The sequence below is a fragment of the Polaribacter sp. HA6-7 genome, assembly GCF_055693625.1.
Window position 1 is genome coordinate 2,943,560 of sequence record NZ_CM146338.1, and the last position, 18,130, is coordinate 2,961,689.

The window sequence follows — 18,130 nt, forward strand, 5'->3', positions numbered from 1 at the left end:
TAATTCTTATGTATCTTGTAGTGTACCGATTGTTAAGTTATTATTTGTAGAAACATCTTCTATGACAGGATACTACAGGGTATTTATATAATAAGATGATATTATTTTTAAACATCTAAATAAACAATACGATGAAAAAAATGTTTTAATTACATTTTCAATATTATTTTCTTTCTATCAAATTACAGCACAAACCATCAATCCTCCAAAAGGAAGAATTGCTATTGTTGCTGATGGAAATTCTCCTGATCCTGATGACTTAGGTGGAACCGCCATAACAATTGCTTTGTTAAAATCTGCTGGTTTAGAAGATAGATTGGTACATTATTCTCATAGTTGTGATTTGGTTAGGGATGATCGTATTTCTGAAAAAGCAGAAAAAGAACGTCATCATTTAATGCAAATAGCTTGTGATATGACAGCAAGACGTTGGACAGGTTTTGAACACTTAACCTTTTTTGATGCTATTTGGCAAAAACAAGAAACTATTAACGATTTAGCATGGGCAATAAATGCGTCTACAAAAAATGATCCTTTATGGATTATTGAAGCTGGCGAACCAGATATTATAGGACTTGCTTTGCAAAAAACACCTAAAGAAAAACACAAATTTGTAAAAGTAATTACGCATCATCCTGCAAATGATAATGCTGGTGATTTTTATACATGGCAACAAATTTTAGATTTTGGAATAGAAGAAGTAAGAATTCCTGATCAAAATATAAAATTAAAAGTACCTATTGCACAATGGAATTGGGCTAAAAACCATTCTGATTCGCGTATTCAATTAATTTGGACACTTGGTAAATTGGCAGAAGTAGATGATGTTGTTCGATTTCAAAAAGGAAAATGGGATTGCTCTGATGCTGGAATGATTTTATATTGGATTACTGGAGCCAACAAAAACAATGGTCTAAAACAAGGAACTGTTGATGATGTAAAAAAATATTATTAGATTTTATTGCAAAAAAACATGAACCTAAAAGAGGTCCTAAAAAGAAAAATTAATCTTTTGTAATTTTACTTTTCCACCAGTTAGCATTGGGCTTAAAATCTTTAGAAAGTATTTCTAATCTATTTTTTTCTAAAGATTTTAATTTTTGGTTGATCATATTAAAATCTCTTTTTGCGTCTTTTATACTGTCATATTCTGTGTCTTTTTTAGGAAATTTAGCATCTACTTTTTGCAACCAATTCATCAATTTATTGTGAAGTTGTTTTGCCAATTTTGGGTGTTTTGCAACTACGTTCAGTTCGTCTTTTTCAGTTGATGGCAACTTGAATAATTCCAAACGATTATCTTCCCAATAATGAATTAATTTCCAACCATTCTGTTGAATTATAGAAGATGGCTCTCCTCCTTGATTTCCATAATGAGGATAATGCCAAAATAAAGGTCTGTTTATTTTTAACTCTTTACCTTCCAATAAAGGCTTTAGACTGATGCCATCTTTATGTTGTTCTGGTTTTAATGGAATATTTGCTAAATCTAATAAAGTAGGATAAAAATCAGTACTAACAACTGGAAAATCTGTTTCTGTTACTTTACTTTCTAACCAAGGTACTTTTATAAAAAAAGGTTCTCTAATTCCACCTTCCCATTGGTAGCCTTTTCCGCCTCTTAAAGGTAAATTACTTGTAGAAAAATTATCTCCGAAGCGACTCCTCCATTATCAGAAGTAAAAACAACAATCGTATTTTTATCTAAACCATTATCTTTTAAAGTTTTTAAAACAATACCCACAGCAGCATCCATAGTTGCTACCAAACCACCATAAATAGGATTGTCTTGCACTTGACGAATTGGTAAAACACGTTCCATTTTATAACCTGAATTAGCAATGCCTAAACTATCTGCTTTATCTCTGTATTTTTTCCATTTTACTTCTGTAGTCTGAATAGGTGCATGCACTGCATAGAAAGATAAAAAAGCAAAAAAGGTTGAATCTTTATTTTGTTGGATAAAATTGGCAGTTTCTTTAGCTAAACGTATGGTAAGATTTTCTCCTTTTTGTTTGTTTTCTAGTTTCGGGTTTTGCCAAGGACTAAAAAACCACCTGCAGGACCTCCTCTATGAAAACCTCCTTTATTAATTTCAAAACCATGATCTTCCGGATACGAACCTTTATTACCTAAGTGCCATTTACCAGCAAAAAAGTTTTGTAACCATTGTTTTTTAAAGTTTCTGCAATAGTAATATCGTCTTTTGGTAAATTCTGAACATAATTTGCTGGCAATAATTTGTCATACCTTTTTCTACTGCGCCAATTTGTACCGGTTTTTGCGCCAATCCAATCTGTAATTCCATGACGTGCAGTAAATTTACCAGTCATTATACTGGCTCTAGAAGGACTACAAACTCTACTTGCTGCATAACCTTGTGTAAAAATTACACTTTGATTTGCAAGTTGATCTACATTTGGTGTTTCGTAAAATTTACTTCCTGTAACACTTAGATCATGATATCCTAAATCATCAACAAGAATAAAAAGAATATTAGGCTTTTTGTGTTTTTGTTTTTCTTCTTTATTACAGCTAAAAAGAAGAGCTATACATAGCAGAAAAACGTAAACCTGAGCTTTTATCAACTTAAATTTTAATAATTTTTTTGTGAAACTATTATTTTTATCATCATTAGAAATAAAATAAACACCACTATTTAAATCACTCATATCAATAATTTCTGAAGATTTTTTTGTTTCTATTTTTTTGATGATAGCTCCAAAAATATTAGAAATTGTAAGTTTTGAATTGTTTGGAATATTTTTTATCTCTATTTTTCCTTTAGTTGGATTTGGATAAATTTTTAATTCTTTTTTTAATAGCATTGGTAGATAATGATGCATTATAACACGTAGATTCAGGATTGTTTAAATTAAAAGCAGTTGCACTAGAAACACTATTTCTATGTAACACCATTTTATCAATAAATAAATAAGAAGATCTAGCATCTATAGTAATTGTATACTCTTTAGCCTCATTAAAAGTAACAAAAACTCGATGAGAATCTCCATCATTGGTATTGGTTACAAAACCATAATCTAAACGATTACCAAATGCTTTGATAAAATTCTCTGTAGAACTTCCTTCTGCACAATGTAAATCTGCACTTGAATTACAATATGGTTTTGGATAAACTTTGGCACCGTTTTTTATTCCATAAAAATCTTCTCCATCTATCTTTAACCAAGCATCATTATGCTCTCCTTTACTTGTACCTTTACCAACTCTCATTCTCCATGCAAATCTGTATGTACCAGGATTATTAATTTTTATTTTATAAACAATTGGCGCGCCAGAAAGTGCATTAAAAGACTCATTTCCTGTCCAATGCAAATAGGTTACTTCTTCTCCTTCAAATGTTTCTGTTGCTATTTTCCATCTGTCATCGTTTAGTATTCCGGATTCCATTTCTATTGTTAACAAACCATCTTTTTCTTCAAAGGGTAATGTACCATCGCAAGTAGCTGTTTGTGCAAACAATTGAATTGAAACGAAGGATAAGGTAAAAAGTAAAAAAATTTATTCATAATTCTTCTGTATAAAGTCAAAAATAAGTTTTGCTTATTTTAAAAGCATCCTGTTGTATAATGCTTTACTTTGACGATTTTTGATATTTTATTTTATAGGTTCCAGAACCTAAAAGTATATTTGTTGCATCTGCAATGACAACTTCATTTTTATCTTTAAAAGCATCAAAAGATGTATCATTTATTTTTAAAGATTCAAACTCTTTTTTATCTAAAATGATTTTAGCCTCAGTATTAAAAGGCACTTCCAAATTCATTGTTAAGAAACCATCTTCAGAAGTCCAACTATTTTTGATATTTCCAAACGGAGTAGGTACAGATACTTTAGTACTTAAAATCTGACCTGAAAATTCGGATTTACGATAAATTGTTTAAATCCTGCTTTTTCTGTTGATGATTGAATACCACCTAAAGACTCGTAAAAATACGCAGCAAAACCACTATGCATTGGATGGTTTAAAGAGTTTGATGGCCCTTCCATTTCTTCCCAAATAAACTGACGCTCTGGCCATGTTGTGAAACCTGAATTCATTACATAAGTTTGACTTGGAAAATCTGGTGTTGTTAAAATTTGATACGCTAAATCTGCTTTTCCGTATTTAGACAACACTGTATAAATGTATCTGTTACCATGAATACCTGTAGAGTGATGGCCTCCTTTTACCTCAACAATATTGTGTACTAAACCATTTACAACAGTTTCTATTTCTGCTGCTGGAACCATATTAAATTGTAAAGCTTGTACAGTTGCTGTCTGACTTTGATACCATTTGTGTTTTGTGTTTGGAATATCAACTAAAAACTGTTGATTGAAGGCTTTTAACAACGCTTCTTTTTCTTTTTTCATTTTCGCTTCATAAACAGCATCATTATTCATTTTTGCAAATTTCTCCATAATTCCTAAAACATCATAAAAATAGGCATTTGCAGAAATAATAGGATCACATTCCATTGCACTTGGGTTTTTTCTTCTATCCCAAAGTGGCGGACACCAATCTCCCATTCCATCTTGCATAATTCCGTTTTCTCCTTTAAAGTTCAGGTAAAAATCGGTCAATCCTTTCATTGGTTCATAATAGTCTTTTACGATTTCATCATCACCGTAAAACTTATAATTATACCAAGGCAAATACATGGTTGCAACACCCCAATCTATTTTTGCATACGTAGAAGTTCTTTTACCTGGTGCAATCATTGTAGGCACTTGAAACTTTAATTCAGGATTGTTATGTCCTTTTGTTGGTCGCATTTGTGTTTTAATGTCTTCCATGTATTTTTTATAAAAATCATACATATCATAATTGTATAAAGCATATTCACAAAATGCGTGTGCATCACCTAACCAACCACATTTTTCTCTATGAGGACAATCTTCTGGAATTCCGTGTACATTATCTACAATTGTCCATTTACTAATGTCATGCATTTTGTTTAGCAACTCATCAGAAGACGAAAAACTACCTGTTTCTTGAATATCTGTAGCTACCAAAACTGCTTTAATCATATCTGCATCCGGCTTTCTAGAAATTCCTTTAATTTTAGCATATCTAAATCCGTGATAACTAAATTTTGGTTCCCAAGATTCTAAATCATTTCCTTTACAAATGTATTTGTAAACTTGTGTCATTCCATTTGCACCACCACCTGTAGAGCCTTTAAAAATATCTTTTCCGTTTGTTAAAAGTGCTTCTGTAGTAATAATATCTATCAGTTGTCCTTTTTTTTCTTCTACATTAATTTTTACCCAACCAGCAATGTTTTGCCCAAAATCTACAATCCATTCTCCATCTGTACCTTTAAAAACCCTTGTAGGTGCTAACTCTTTTAACTTTTTAATGGCTGGCATTTGTTGAGCACTAATTGTTCTTAATTTGGGTGATGCTATTTTTGCATTTCCCCAAGTAGTATCATTAAAACCAACAGAAGTCCAATTCCCTAATTCGAAATTGGCATCGTAAGTATCTCCTCCATAAATATTATTGAAGACTATAGGACCTGTAGCTTCTTTCCACTGTTCATCCGTATAAAAATCTGATGACGTGCCATCAGTATATTGCAGTTTTACCAAACATTTTACGGTTGGCGGGCCATAAGCCATATCTTTTTCTGATTCTGGATCTCTTTTCCAAGAAATATTTTGACCATAAAAACCATTTCCTAAAATAATTCCGAATGCATTTTTACCCGATTGTAATTGTTTTGTAATATCATAATTTACATAATACGCCTGCTTATTATAATTAGAAGGTGCAGGATCTAAAACGTGATCACCCACCTTTTCTCCATTTAAAAACAACTCGTAATATCCTAATCCGCAGATATACACTTGGGCATTTTCTATTTTTTTATCAATCTTAAGTTCATTTCTAAAATAACTAGCCGCAAAACCTTTTACCTTTTTTGCAGGCTGATTTTTCATTCTGCCTGTTTTATAATCTCTAAATTGATAAGCAGAAGTTCTGTATCTTTATTTAAAGTAATCCATTTAGAGTCGCCCCAGTTTTTGTTATCCATCAAACCCATTTCAAACTCCTGAACAGCAGACCAATTTGATGCAGCTCCTTTTTCATCCCAAATCTTTACTTTCCAAAAATAATGCTGCAAGGCTTTTAAAGGCTTTCCTTGGTATTTTACAAACGTTGATTTAATACTTTTTACTTTATCAGAATTCCAAACATCAGCATCATTTTCATTTAATTTTTCTTTGGATGTTGCTACTAAAATATGATATGCAGATTGTGATTTATTATAACCTTCTGCAACTACAGTCCAAGAAAATAAAGGCTGTTTACTTTCTATTGTTGATGGATTTTGTTGCGTATTTACCAATAACTTGTCAAAAACAATAGAACTAGAAGTTGAAGGTTTATTGCACGAAAAACAAATAAAGACTAAGAATATAATTGATAATAACGTTTGATTTTTTATCATTTGGTAAATTTTATTTTGTTGATTTTAGTAAAGTAGTTTTACAAAAAAATTGTTGATTTTTAGAATATAAATACCCTTGGCTTTAGTAGAAATATCAATAATATTTCCTTTCCCTTCAATTATTTTTTTCCTGTGATAGAATAAACTTGCCAACTTTTAGGTGTTTGATTTTTTATTTGAAACACACCATCACTACTAGGGTTTGGAAAAACGACTATCTTTTCTAAATTATTTTTTTCTACTGATAATTGACCATTAGAAAATATGGCTTTTATATTTAAATCTGATGTTACTGTTATTGCTAATGGATTATCTGTACTTGTAATATCTCCTTCCCAACCTTCAAACGTCCAACCTTCATTGGCAACAGCAATTAAACTCAATTCTTGCCCATTGATTGCAGTACCACTGCCATAATTTAAAAGACCCTGACCTTCTTTACTAAGGGTTACAGTATGTGTAGTTGCATTTATAGGAATAAATTCTATCTTATCAAAAACAATACTTCCGAACTAAAATTATTATAAAATTTAAATTCATTGATTGTACCTGTCCATAATCCCCAATTTGTTAAATCAAAATCTAAAGTATGCCATTGGTTATCATTAGGTACTGTTTCTTTTTTCTTCCGAGACACAAAACTTGTACCTGGTGCATTTGGTGCCATTTGAAGATCTGGTTTGTCTGTACTATTTTTAGCTACAATTCTTAAAGTACTATACAAATTCGCATTGATGTTAACATCTGTTACGGCTAACATTGGCCAAGAAACATCAGAAGAAAAATTCACACTTAATTTATCATTATCTCTATTTATAGTCATTCCATTTTTAACTGCAGACCAAGCAGAAAAATCATCAGTAGTAGTCCAAGAATAAGTTGTTGGAGTAATGGCTTCAACAAAATTAGCTTCGGTCTAAATTCAAATTTCTCAAAAGCAAAAGAACCTATTTCAGTTGACATCACTACTTCAGAACCAGATTTACCATCATTTCTTGCTTTAGTAGCAATACTTTTCCATTCTGTAAATTGATGAGGATTTGGATTTTCATAATTTTGATATGCAGTATAACCTGCCTCTGTTAAGGTGCGATCTGGAGCTCCTTTCGAATCAAAACCATTCATTACATAGTTTGGATTATTGATTAAAAAATTTTGGAGTTTGTTATTTTCTTTTCCATAAGATTTGCTTCTGTAGTATAATTTTGTGCCTACTGGTAAATCTGTAGAAAATGAAATCTCTACAGTTTCATTCGTTTTATAAACTATGGAACTACTATTGTAATTATATATTAATACGTCATATTCATCTTTTGCTTCATTTTTTGCAAAAATAGCATCCAACTCGTTTGTGGATGTATTAGGGTTTCCTGAAATACTAGTTTCGTATCGAACTAAACCTTGCATTGCATCTAATTCTTTTATTCCATCCGGATTTTCACTACCTGTTCTATTTCCCCATCTATAAATAAATTCTAAACCATTGTCTTTATTTTTATAAAAGGTATTCGAAAAAATCAATTCTACGATTTCTCTATGTGAAGTTTCACAAGTTATATATCCTTTTCCATCAGTACCCTTCATAGTTGTAACAGTAGAATACTCCATAATATCTATTGTTGTTTCAGGATTCCATTTAGGGTTATTAATTAATGGTTCAAAATTTTTGGTGTATTTTCCATTTATATCTCTAAGAGCACTATTATCTATAATAATGTAATCTGATAATCCCCAAAAATCACATTTTATATTATTAGCATCGTTATACTCTATAAGATCGTCTATAAAAGAAGCATAAGGCTCTCCTTTATAGTTTAAAATAGTTCCATTTTTATATAAAAACCCAGGATTTCTAGTATGCAATCCAACCTTAGCATTAGGTAAAATAGCTCTTACTGCACTTTCTGTATTTGCAAAATGTTCTATAAAATCTTGTTTGGTACCAAACCAATGATCTGGTGTTTCAATTTCTGAACCTACTCTAAAACGCCATTTTAAGACTTGTTCTTCTCCATAGGTTTCTACCAATTTTATCATCAACGCTTTTATAAAATCGTGATAGGCTTGTTTATCTGCAGGAGGTAAAGAATTTCCATAAATGGATGTTTTTTCATTTTCACGAAAGTTGATATTATCTCTTGTACCTTCGGAATAAAAGTATATCCATGTTGAAAAGCCCAAGGTGGTTGATCTAAAGCGATTTGTAAAATTTCGGTTTGCGAGTTTACAACCTTATTAAGTCTTTCTATTAAAGGATCCCATCTATACACATATTTATTATTGATAGAATCGTATAAACAAGGATCAAAATCTAAATCTTTTACATTTTCACCATTTACTTTTTTATTAATTCCTCCAACCATTCTAACAATATTCATCTTTAATCCTGGACGAATATTAGATCCATTTCTTGGACTTATTCTATTTGCTGTATTCCAAACATTGTGAATAGGAAGTTTTTTATCGTTTTCACTTGTAAAATCAGTAGATAATTTTACTTGAGCTTGCGTAAAGGCTACAAAAGTAAAACTCAGTAAAATAAGGAGATTATGCTTTAAAAACTTTTGGTTTTTCATCATTACATTTATGGGTATCAAACTTCTCAAAACTAACCGTTTAAAATTTTGATTATATCCTGTAGTCTCCTGATGTATTATGATTACTTATTTTTATATAGAATTTCCAATACCCACCAAAACAACGGATAAAATAATCACAACAATTCCTGATGTTATGGTCCATTTTGTTTTTTGGGTAACACCTTGCCATTCTTTGCGATAAATTCCCCAAAGGTTGGCAGTTAAAATAATAGTAGACATATGTAAAATCCAAGAACTTGCTCCATTTCCTAATTTACTTTCACCCATTCCATAAAAGAAAAATTGTAAAAACCGGATGGTTCCTGCTAATGCAGAGAATAAAATATTATTACGGATTGGTGTACTTTTATTTGTAAAATCTTTGTACGATTTATTTCTGATACTCAAAATGGTAGTCCAAACTAAATTCGTAGCTAGACCACCCCAAAGAATCACCACAAAAGTTACATTATTAGCAAACAAGTGGTCATATCCTGCTGCAACAGCAGCATCTGCTAAAGGCTTTCCTGCTTCTATACCAAAGCTAAAAAAGAACTTAAAATTCCTGATAAGATTGCAACAATTAATCCTTTTACCAAATTGAACTCTGAAACACTCTTTTTCTTTTCTTCTTCTGATAATTCCTTTTCTTTTAGCATTCCTGCTTTTCCGAGAAAGCGCAATCCCTAAAAGGCAAACCAAAACTCCGAGTAAAACAACTTGTCCGCCAGTAGAAGATATCATTTCTGTAAACGAAGTTTTACCTTCTTGAGGATTAAAATTATAATAAACAGATGGTACAATAGCACCAAAAGCAGCGCAAAATCCTAAAACTACGGAGTTTCCTAAAGACATTCCTAAATAACGCACTCCTAAACCATAAGACAAACCTCCTATACCCCAAAGTAATCCCATTAAAAAGGTAATTCCTAAAATTGTATTGGAGCTTGATGCAATAATTTCTACAAAACCTGGTACTGTTAAATAAGCTGCAATGGGTGGCACAATTAACCAAGACATAATACCTCCAACCATCCAGTAGGTTTCCCAAGACCAACCTTTTACTTTATTGTATGGCATATAAAAACTACCTGCTGCAACGCCTCCTAATGAATGAAATAAAACACCTAAAATTGCTTGCATAATTTTGTTATTAGTTTTTGGTTGATAGTTCTTAACAAATACGAACCACGCGTAAATTTAAAATATTCCCTAATTTTTCGATTTTATTAGCAATATGACCTACACCAATAGCACAGTGATGAGATGGACCTTGTTTTGACCACTCGTTCATAAATGCTCCGGCACCTATTGAAAAACGATAACGACTATTTGTATTTCCAATCTGTAACACAGGTCCTTCTACAGATTCGCCTTCTGCTACTAATAAAAACACATCATCTTTACCTTCAACAACCGACAATAAGGTTACTGGCCCGTGCTTTACTGTCATTTGAATAGACAAACCTTTTCCTGGCTTTCCATGATATACAGGTAAAGGCACCAACTGTACATTACCTTCTGCTATCGCGAAATGCGCGGGTCCATCATGACCTAGCATAACAATATCATCGTTAAAATCCATCGCATAAAATTCAGAAAATGAACCTCCAACTCCAAAAGCATCCATTATTTTCATGGCTTGGGCATTCTTCACTTCATACTCGCCTGCTACAGGTACATTTTTCCCTGTTAACAATGTGTTTCCTGCAATGACAGAGGTTACAATATTTTCGTATTCATTAGCAGTTTCACCTTCGTAATAATAGGCTAAAGAACCTAAATTATGATTTGCTACTAGCTTATCTAAAGCTATTGATGTTTTTGCAGCGCGAATCAACTCTTCATCTTCGCAGGTATCAATGACTTCAAATACGTTATTAAATTCTATTATTTTTTCTTCTATTTCTGATGCTGTAACAGCATCTCTATATTTTTTTACTTCACACATCTCCACAATTTCTATGTGAGTACCAAAGGCGGAAGATTGTTTGGTTAAATCAGAATACACATCTAACATACCAGCATAATAATGCCCTAAAACACCTAATCTGTTATTTTGCATTATAAAAGCTACTTTCGTCGCATCAATCCAATCCTCAATTTCGTCCCAAACAAATTGTTCGCCTAAATATCCCGTTATAAATTCATAATCAATTCCTGCACGATTAAAAACATTCGCAAATTCGGCACCGAACAAGCTTGACAATGCGCCAACCATTCTCCTGTCATTTTTCCGCGATCACCTAACGCATTAAAACTTTCATAGTCTATGGCTGCAACAGGCTGTATGTTTAAAATAACTACAGGACATTTTACCTTTTGCACAACAGGTAATACTGTTGATGATAAGGCATACGTTGAGATATATAAAAACAAGATGTCTACATCTTCTTTTTTAAGCACCTCCGCTTTTTCTCTAGCAACTACAGGAGAATCTACTAAACCAACATTAACCACCTCAGCACCAAAACTTTCCATTTTAGTAGCGATTTGTTGTTGATAACCTTCTAAACGTTCTAATAGTCCTTCAAACTGTGGCCAATAGGTATCTAAACCTATTCCAAATAACCCTACTTTTATCATTTTGACTTATATTTTATTTACTATACTTCTAGGTATAATTCACTTACTTTTTTTAATTGATGGGTATCTATTTCTAAACCAAATCCTGGTGCTGATTTAAATGAGTAATATCCATTGGATTCCTTTTTTGTAGCTGCGCTTTGCAAACATTCTAAATAGTTTTTAGAATCTTCTTTTTTCTCAATGGCTTCTACCCAAGTGGCTCCAACGCCAATCGCTATTTGTTGCCACGCAGAACAAGCAGGCCCTACCAAACTATCATCGCCTATCATTACTTTTGCACCTATTTCCTTTACTTTATGCGCTAATTTTGCTGTATGGGTTAAACTTCCCATTGTAGAGGGATGCAAATTATAAATGTGTCCCATTCCTTTTTGTATTGTTTTAATTCCTTTCCAAGCAGGACGCATTGGCGCATCAGGAATTAAAGTTAAATCACCCACCATTTCTTGCAATTGAATCCATTGCTTTGTTTTTAAATGTGCAGGATCTTCAATAGCATTTAGTCCATTTGCACTAAAACGATCTAAAATTTCTTTTAATTCGTCTAAAGATTTCCACTTTTTGTAGCCTTTATTCACGTCTGAAATCACAACAGCTTCATCGCCTAAAACCTCTCTGATGGTTTTGAGTAACTTCATATCCACTTTTTCATCACCATACATTTTGAATTTCAGATGATGTGCAAGATTCTGTTCTATACTTTTTTCGGCTTCTTCTGTAACTTTTTTCTCGTCTTTGTCTAGTATGCAATACAAACCCGGAACTGGATTTGTTCCTGTTAAACCTAATAATTCAACAGCAGATTTATTTTGCAATCGGCCTGATACATCTAAAAGTGCCATATCTAAAGACTCTAGCATTTTTAGAGAGCGTTTTGAACCTAATACTTGTTCTGATGCTAATAGTTTTTGAGCTTCACCTAAAGTTAAACCTTTAAATTCTTCTAGATATTTAACCCAAGCTGTTGGTTTAAAATCTGGATTATTTTTTGATGCGGGTGTTTCTGTCCAACCATAGAAATCTCCAGCAGATATTTTTATAAATAAATGCTGACGATTGTGCCAAGTTCCCCAAGAAAAATAACGAGGTATATTAATATCGTATCGAAATATTTCGATTTTTGAAATCTTTTCTTTTAAATAATCATTTCCATTTTTACTTGCACAAGCAGATAACAAAGGATAGGTTGCACCTAGAATTCCAAGTGCAGACATACTTTTTATAAAGTCGCGTCTATTTGTTTTCAAAAGTGATTTATTTTAAACTAATTGTAAGTGGCATTAACTTCCCAAATACCAGATTGAACTTTAAATTTTAGAAACTTTTCGTTTTCACCATCATGAGTTAAACCTTTAAGAGACTTCTTGTTTTTACCTTTTCTCCGGACCAACTTACCATTAACAAAGACTTCCTTAATTTCCCTATCTTGTTTAGGAATCCCTATAATTGCTGTAGAATTTTCTGGAGATTCCAACTCTAATACATATTGCTTAGCCGTTACTTCTAAATCAATTGTTACGTTTCCTTTTACTGTTGGAATCACTTTTTTAAATTGCTTAAAATGTACCAAATTAGGTAATATTTGAAATTCACTCCACCCTACTTTAGTTGGTTCAACTCCTGCTATATATTTTGATAGAATTTTGTTTGACCCATTCCAAGCGTGATTATAACTTCCGCCTTTTGGAAACATTTCATACAAGGTAGACATCGATTTTTTATCTACCTGACTTTGGTACTGTTCTTTCATTCTAGCTAATGAGGCTTTATACCTTCCAGCAATGCACATAGCCTCTTCTGCAAGCCATTCGAAGTGAGGACTAGAATAATGATTTGGAATTAAAACGTTGTCTACAATTTGATTGTGAAATTTTGAATTTGCAATTCCTGAAACAATTGCAATAGCATTAGCTCTATCGTCTTTTAATTTTGCCGCATTTGAACTGTAAAAACCGTCTTTCCAGTATGCTTTTTCAAAGGCGGGTTTCATGGTTTTCATGCGTTTTTCATACCATTTGGCGTGTGTTTCTTCACCTAAAACATGTGCCATTTCTTTGGCTTTATTTAAAGCCAAGTAATAAAATGCCATTTGTATCGGTTCTTTATCAGCTGTATTTTTAACACCCCAATCTACCCAATCCCAAGAATCTGGACTTTTCCTTTTACGATATTCGGCAATCCGTTTTCTTGCATTGGAAATAATGCTAAATACTCATATACAAATGGATACACCTTTTGTAAGGTTTCTTTGTCGCCCGTATTTAAGTAATAAGGCCAAATACTTTGTGCAATAAATTGTAAACTTTGTGCAACCAACTCACGAACTCTTAAAGGACCTAACGCACCTATTACACCATCTTGACTAAAAGACATCGTTTGTAGAATCGCTTTTTTAAGTAGTTGGCGTCCTGCATTATCCATAGAATAAAATAGGTAACCTGTTTGGTCGGCTACATCTCCAATCCAAAGTGCACGTTCTCTATCTGGGCAATCCATAAAATTATCTCGAGCACAAACAAATAAGGTATTATTTCCCATCCACCATAAACGATTATAAAATGGATCATCAATTTCAAATTTACCAACCATTTCTCCTACACTCATCCACCTGTACTTTAATGCTTTTACTTTAACACCTTTTGGAATGGTATAACGTATTTCATTACCATTCATCCAAGAAAAACTTTCAAACTTCTGAGTTCCTGCTCCGGTGATGTAAGTAGCTGTAATTTTATTAAGTCGATTGTCTGTTGTTACAAAAATTGTATCGCCAGCTTTTGCTTCGACTTCTAAATAAGGTGTAATTTGTTTATTAAAAGGAAGTTTGCATTTTATAATTTGACCACTGCTTATAAATGGAAATTGTAGATCATTATGATTTTTATAATTTTCTAAACCATGGTTTATTAACTGAGATACAATATTGGGCTCTAGATTATACCAAGGCGCAATACCTGCATTTCCTTTTTCTAAGGATTTTGGCCAATTACTATCATCAAAATTAGAAGTATACCAAGCATTTTTAGACCAATCTCCCATAGATTTTTTAGCATCAAACTGCACAGGATACTGAACTAAAGCTTTACTCGCTGGTGGTATACCATTGCTATAAGCAGGATGTTGTATGGCTTTCCAAGATGCATTAGAAACTAATTTTTGATTTCCAATTTGTGCAGAAAACAAAAGACCTCCTTTTCCACTATCAATATGGGTGCCTTTATGTGTTTCTCTTCCCCAAAACCAAACTAATATTGCAATAGTATTGTTACCTTTTTTTAAATAAGGTTGAATATTAATCGTTTCGTACCAAGAGTTTGTAGGTGTTATTTTTTTCTTTCTATTCCAGTCTCCTGCTTGACTTGGGCCTCTTGACAAACCTCCTTCAAAAATTACCATTTCTCCGTTTATCCATAACCAAAACTTGCTATCTACAGCAATATGTGCTTCAACTATTTTCGGAATTTCTTCTACTGCAATTGTTTTTCTAAAACTCATCCATGTGTTAGATGGACCATCTTCTTCTTGCCAAATCCATTGAGCGCCTTCCCAATTTGGCGACGTAGCTGCAAAATTTACTAAGGTTGTAAAAAGAATCGTAAGTAGAAATAAGACTTCTTTTTTATGATTTGATTTGAGCATATTTAATTAATTTTTATCAAAAATTTTAATTTCTTTAATTGAAGGTGGTTGTTTTGCATCAACAATGAAAACCCTAACTTTTGTGGTTTTAATTTGATCAAATTGATGCGTTTTGATTGCACCACAACTGATTCCTTTTACAATATCTTTCCATTTACCATTTTCTAAATATTGAAGTTTATAAGAAGTGATATTATTTTTATGTTCATCAACAATAATCTGATTAAACGTCTGTGGTTTTACCCATTCTACTTCTAAATATTGATTTTTGGTTTCTGTTGCTAACCAACGTGTTTCTTCATCTTCATCATTTACTCTAAAGGCTTCAAAAACGGGTAGTTTTTCTGTTTTAATAAACATTGACGAAGCATTCATTCTTCCTAGTTTAGCTAAGTTTTTTGAATCTGCTAAAGGTTCTGAAATTGGATTTTAGGCATTTCATCCACCTTAAAATTGTATACCCCGAAGTAACATTATAAACTACATAATTACCAACAGCTTTACTTTTTTCTGCTCCAACGTAAGTGATATTATCCGATTTCTCTGCTAAAAGACCACTTTCACTTATTCCGTCTTTACTTGTTGCTGGTAAATAAACTTTAGCCCTTGTATTTACAGGAATTTCAATGTGAAATGTAGCGGCATTATCTTCTTTTTTCCAGTTTACAACTACGTTTCCATACATCGATTCATAGCTTGTGTTTGCAAAAGTTAAATCGCCAACAGGTACAGGTTTTACAATCATATTTTGCATTCCTAATTCTTCAGGATTTGGGCGAATTCCGCCAAAACCTTTGACAAAATATCCGCCAATTCCTGTATAACACGTATGTATTTGACTGTTTCCAACTGCAGACCAACGTTACGGCCATACTGTTTTTCCTTGCTCTAAAAAATAGCCATAACTAGGGTGATGCTTGTCTCTTAACAACTCGTAAATTAAATCCATACGTTCTCCATACTCTGTAAAATAACGCGTATAAAGTGCCTGACCGAGCTTCCTGTATCGTAATACGGAAATTTATACAAGACATTATCTGCCAAATTTGCTGCTACTTTTTCTTTTTCTGATGCTGGTGTTACGCCGGATATTAAGGCAAAAGCTTGATCTACTTGATAGCCTTTTACATATTTACCCGTTTCTGGATTATAGGATAATTTATGTGTCGCTTCTTGTTGAACTTTCAGTCTATCTTTATAAGTTTTAGCATCTTCTGTTTTTCCTAAAACGTCTGCAATATTCATTGCATTTTCTAACATAAACGCATACAAACAGTTGTTAAAATGAATGGCTTCGGCGAGTTACTACTTGTCCGAAGTTACCTCTTGGTGTACACCAATCTCCCAATCCTGGGAATTCTCTTAAGCCCTGTTTACCAGCTTTTATGGCTCCTTTTGTTTCGTAATTTGAATTTTTATACAACCAAGTCATCCATTTTTGCATAGACTTGTAATTATCTTTCAACACTTTTTTATCACCCAACATTCTATACGTTTCCCAAACAGTTAGTGGATTGTTGGCCTTCCACATTAAAAACGGACGATCTTCTTCATTAATCACAGCACGTGTTTTTCCATCGGGCAATTGTGCATCTCTTGTATATTGTAAATACTGATCCATATAAGCGCCACTTTCAAAATTTGGCAAAGCATCACCATACATAGCAGCTACTGTTACTTCTCCCCAACCTCGTCGTTCACGATGAGGACAATCAACCAAAATACCATCCATAGTATTGGCTAAATAAGTGTTTAAGTTTACTTGATAAATCTGATTTAATTGCTTACTTGAAGATTTAAAACTACTAATCTGTTTACGATTGTTTGTAACAACATAACCTGTTGCATCTTCTATTTTAGGTTGATATTTTAATCCGTGAATGGTAATCCAACGTCCACCTGCGACATTAAATCGATTTTCAAATTTCCCTTTACCTGATTTTCCAAAAATATATTTACTTTTTTGTTTCCAATTCGATTGTACTTCTGTTCTGTCGCTAATTTCAAATAAAATAGAATCGCCTTCTTGCCCTTGATACAAATCCATTTCGAAAAAACCAGTATAGTTTTCTCCCATATCAATTCTGTAAGTTCCATCATCATTTTTATCAACTCCAATCGCCTTTATTTCTTTAAATTTTACTTGAGGCTCTACCATTTGTGCACTCAATTTTGCTTTAATTGGACTGTAAATTGCTCTTACTTCTCTATTTTTCCTGCTATTTAATGCAAAACTGATGTTATTTCCTTCAGGAATTTTCGCATTCAGTTCTTCGTGATTATACACACTGGCATTCATCCAATTGCTATCATCATATTTTGGTGTATTCCAATCATCTTCTCGTTTTCTATCATCAATGGTTTCTCCTCCAAAACGTAAAATATCCCAATCTCCATAATATTCTGTGTGGCTTTTTTTAGTTTTCCAAGAAGTATCTGTTTTTAAAGTAATTTGTTTACCACCTGCTACAATTTCGGCTTGTGCTTTAAATACAAAAGGGATATTTCTATATTCTCTAATTCTTCGCCAACGAGACCAACCTGCAGCGTGCCAAATGGCAATAACATTGTCTCCTTTTTTTAGTTTATCAGAAATATCATAGGTTAAATAAGCAATCCTTTTTTTCATGTAAGTTGATACAGGATTCATTACATTTTGGGTTATTTTCTCTCCATTTACATACAATTCATGATACCCAAAAGACCCAACAAACACAAATGCTGATGAAGCTTTATCTGAAAGTGTTACGTTTTTTCTGTACCAATTATGGTCTGTTTTTTTCTGATTCGGTTTTAGAATCCAATCACCTTTCCAATCCGATTGTTTGAGTAATCCCATAGAAAACTTTCCTGAATCACTCC

Annotated in this window: 22 protein-coding genes and 1 pseudogene; 1 reads left to right on the forward strand and 22 read right to left on the reverse strand. The window is 32.6% G+C overall.

Features of this window, described 5'->3' with window-relative positions:
• Positions 1 to 286: 286 nt before the first annotated feature.
• A complete protein-coding gene (locus ACZ1HD_RS16430) occupies positions 287 to 955 on the forward strand; it encodes a hypothetical protein (protein ID WP_472688060.1) in 669 nt (222 codons plus the stop codon).
• Positions 956 to 1,004: 49 nt separating this feature from the next.
• Here the strand turns inward: ACZ1HD_RS16430 and ACZ1HD_RS16435 are convergent, their stop codons facing one another.
• The 22 genes and pseudogenes from ACZ1HD_RS16435 to ACZ1HD_RS16540 all read right to left on the reverse strand — a co-directional run bounded on the left by ACZ1HD_RS16435 (position 1,005) and on the right by ACZ1HD_RS16540 (position 18,107).
• Positions 1,005 to 1,589: a sulfatase/phosphatase domain-containing protein gene (locus tag ACZ1HD_RS16435; RefSeq protein ID WP_472689385.1), complete on the reverse strand. Its 585-nt coding sequence runs from the start codon at positions 1,587 to 1,589 to the stop codon at positions 1,005 to 1,007.
• Between the two features lie 32 nt (positions 1,590 to 1,621).
• Positions 1,622 to 1,993: a sulfatase-like hydrolase/transferase gene (locus ACZ1HD_RS16440; RefSeq protein ID WP_472689386.1), complete on the reverse strand. Its 372-nt coding sequence runs from the start codon at positions 1,991 to 1,993 to the stop codon at positions 1,622 to 1,624.
• Between the two features lie 139 nt (positions 1,994 to 2,132).
• A complete protein-coding gene (locus ACZ1HD_RS16445) occupies positions 2,133 to 2,846 on the reverse strand; it encodes a sulfatase-like hydrolase/transferase (RefSeq protein WP_472688061.1) in 714 nt (237 codons plus the stop codon).
• Positions 2,785 to 3,483 (reverse strand): hypothetical protein, encoded by a 699-nt coding sequence (locus tag ACZ1HD_RS16450; RefSeq protein WP_472688062.1) that lies wholly within the window; start codon positions 3,481 to 3,483, stop codon positions 2,785 to 2,787. The genes ACZ1HD_RS16445 and ACZ1HD_RS16450 overlap by 62 nt, the downstream gene beginning before the upstream one ends.
• A 112-nt stretch (positions 3,484 to 3,595) precedes the next feature.
• Positions 3,596 to 3,787, reverse strand: coding sequence for a hypothetical protein (locus ACZ1HD_RS16455; protein ID WP_472688063.1), 192 nt, complete (start codon positions 3,785 to 3,787; stop codon positions 3,596 to 3,598).
• Positions 3,788 to 3,898: pseudogene (locus tag ACZ1HD_RS16460) on the reverse strand (hypothetical protein); the annotation flags it as partial. It abuts the gene before it with no gap.
• The gene (locus ACZ1HD_RS16465; protein WP_472688064.1) at positions 3,862 to 5,949 is read right to left on the reverse strand and encodes a family 78 glycoside hydrolase catalytic domain; all 2,088 of its coding nucleotides are present in this window, start codon (positions 5,947 to 5,949) and stop codon (positions 3,862 to 3,864) included. The gene ACZ1HD_RS16465 and the pseudogene ACZ1HD_RS16460, both read right to left, overlap by 37 nt.
• Positions 5,946 to 6,461, reverse strand: coding sequence for a glycoside hydrolase family 78 protein (locus tag ACZ1HD_RS16470; RefSeq protein ID WP_472688065.1), 516 nt, complete (start codon positions 6,459 to 6,461; stop codon positions 5,946 to 5,948). The genes ACZ1HD_RS16465 and ACZ1HD_RS16470 overlap by 4 nt, the downstream gene beginning before the upstream one ends.
• Positions 6,462 to 6,580: 119 nt before the next feature.
• A complete protein-coding gene (locus ACZ1HD_RS16475; protein WP_472689387.1) occupies positions 6,581 to 6,964 on the reverse strand; it encodes an InlB B-repeat-containing protein in 384 nt (127 codons plus the stop codon).
• A complete protein-coding gene (locus ACZ1HD_RS16480; protein WP_472688066.1) occupies positions 6,946 to 7,284 on the reverse strand; it encodes a hypothetical protein in 339 nt (112 codons plus the stop codon). Before ACZ1HD_RS16480 ends, ACZ1HD_RS16475 begins: the two co-directional genes overlap by 19 nt.
• Entirely contained in the window at positions 7,281 to 8,624 is a 1,344-nt protein-coding gene (locus ACZ1HD_RS16485) for a GH39 family glycosyl hydrolase (RefSeq protein WP_472689388.1), read from the reverse strand. The genes ACZ1HD_RS16480 and ACZ1HD_RS16485 overlap by 4 nt, the downstream gene beginning before the upstream one ends.
• Positions 8,507 to 9,040, reverse strand: coding sequence for a hypothetical protein (locus ACZ1HD_RS16490; protein WP_472688067.1), 534 nt, complete (start codon positions 9,038 to 9,040; stop codon positions 8,507 to 8,509). Before ACZ1HD_RS16490 ends, ACZ1HD_RS16485 begins: the two co-directional genes overlap by 118 nt.
• A 90-nt stretch (positions 9,041 to 9,130) precedes the next feature.
• Positions 9,131 to 10,183, reverse strand: coding sequence for an L-rhamnose/proton symporter RhaT (locus tag ACZ1HD_RS16495; protein ID WP_472688068.1), 1,053 nt, complete (start codon positions 10,181 to 10,183; stop codon positions 9,131 to 9,133).
• 31 nt (positions 10,184 to 10,214) lie between these two features.
• Complete coding sequence (locus ACZ1HD_RS16500) at positions 10,215 to 11,240, reverse strand: hypothetical protein (protein WP_472688069.1); 1,026 nt, start codon at positions 11,238 to 11,240, stop codon at positions 10,215 to 10,217.
• Complete coding sequence (locus ACZ1HD_RS16505) at positions 11,180 to 11,626, reverse strand: hypothetical protein (protein WP_472688070.1); 447 nt, start codon at positions 11,624 to 11,626, stop codon at positions 11,180 to 11,182. The genes ACZ1HD_RS16500 and ACZ1HD_RS16505 overlap by 61 nt, the downstream gene beginning before the upstream one ends.
• Positions 11,627 to 11,646: 20 nt before the next feature.
• Entirely contained in the window at positions 11,647 to 12,843 is a 1,197-nt protein-coding gene (locus tag ACZ1HD_RS16510) for an enolase C-terminal domain-like protein (RefSeq protein WP_472688071.1), read from the reverse strand.
• Positions 12,844 to 12,893: 50 nt separating this feature from the next.
• Entirely contained in the window at positions 12,894 to 13,832 is a 939-nt protein-coding gene (locus ACZ1HD_RS16515; RefSeq protein WP_472689389.1) for an alpha-L-rhamnosidase-related protein, read from the reverse strand.
• Entirely contained in the window at positions 13,760 to 15,268 is a 1,509-nt protein-coding gene (locus ACZ1HD_RS16520) for an alpha-L-rhamnosidase-related protein (protein ID WP_472688072.1), read from the reverse strand. Before ACZ1HD_RS16520 ends, ACZ1HD_RS16515 begins: the two co-directional genes overlap by 73 nt.
• A gap of 6 nt (positions 15,269 to 15,274) precedes the next feature.
• Positions 15,275 to 15,643: a discoidin domain-containing protein gene (locus ACZ1HD_RS16525; protein WP_472688073.1), complete on the reverse strand. Its 369-nt coding sequence runs from the start codon at positions 15,641 to 15,643 to the stop codon at positions 15,275 to 15,277.
• A 10-nt stretch (positions 15,644 to 15,653) separates the two neighbouring features.
• Positions 15,654 to 16,022, reverse strand: a complete 369-nt coding sequence (locus ACZ1HD_RS16530) for an alpha-L-rhamnosidase C-terminal domain-containing protein (RefSeq protein WP_472688074.1) — start codon at positions 16,020 to 16,022, stop codon at positions 15,654 to 15,656.
• Between the two features lie 185 nt (positions 16,023 to 16,207).
• Positions 16,208 to 16,513 carry an alpha-L-rhamnosidase-related protein gene (locus ACZ1HD_RS16535; RefSeq protein WP_472688075.1) on the reverse strand — a complete coding sequence of 102 codons (306 nt, stop codon included), beginning with the start codon at positions 16,511 to 16,513 and terminating at the stop codon, positions 16,208 to 16,210.
• A 34-nt stretch (positions 16,514 to 16,547) separates the two neighbouring features.
• A complete protein-coding gene (locus ACZ1HD_RS16540) occupies positions 16,548 to 18,107 on the reverse strand; it encodes a family 78 glycoside hydrolase catalytic domain (protein ID WP_472689390.1) in 1,560 nt (519 codons plus the stop codon).
• Positions 18,108 to 18,130: the final 23 nt, after the last annotated feature.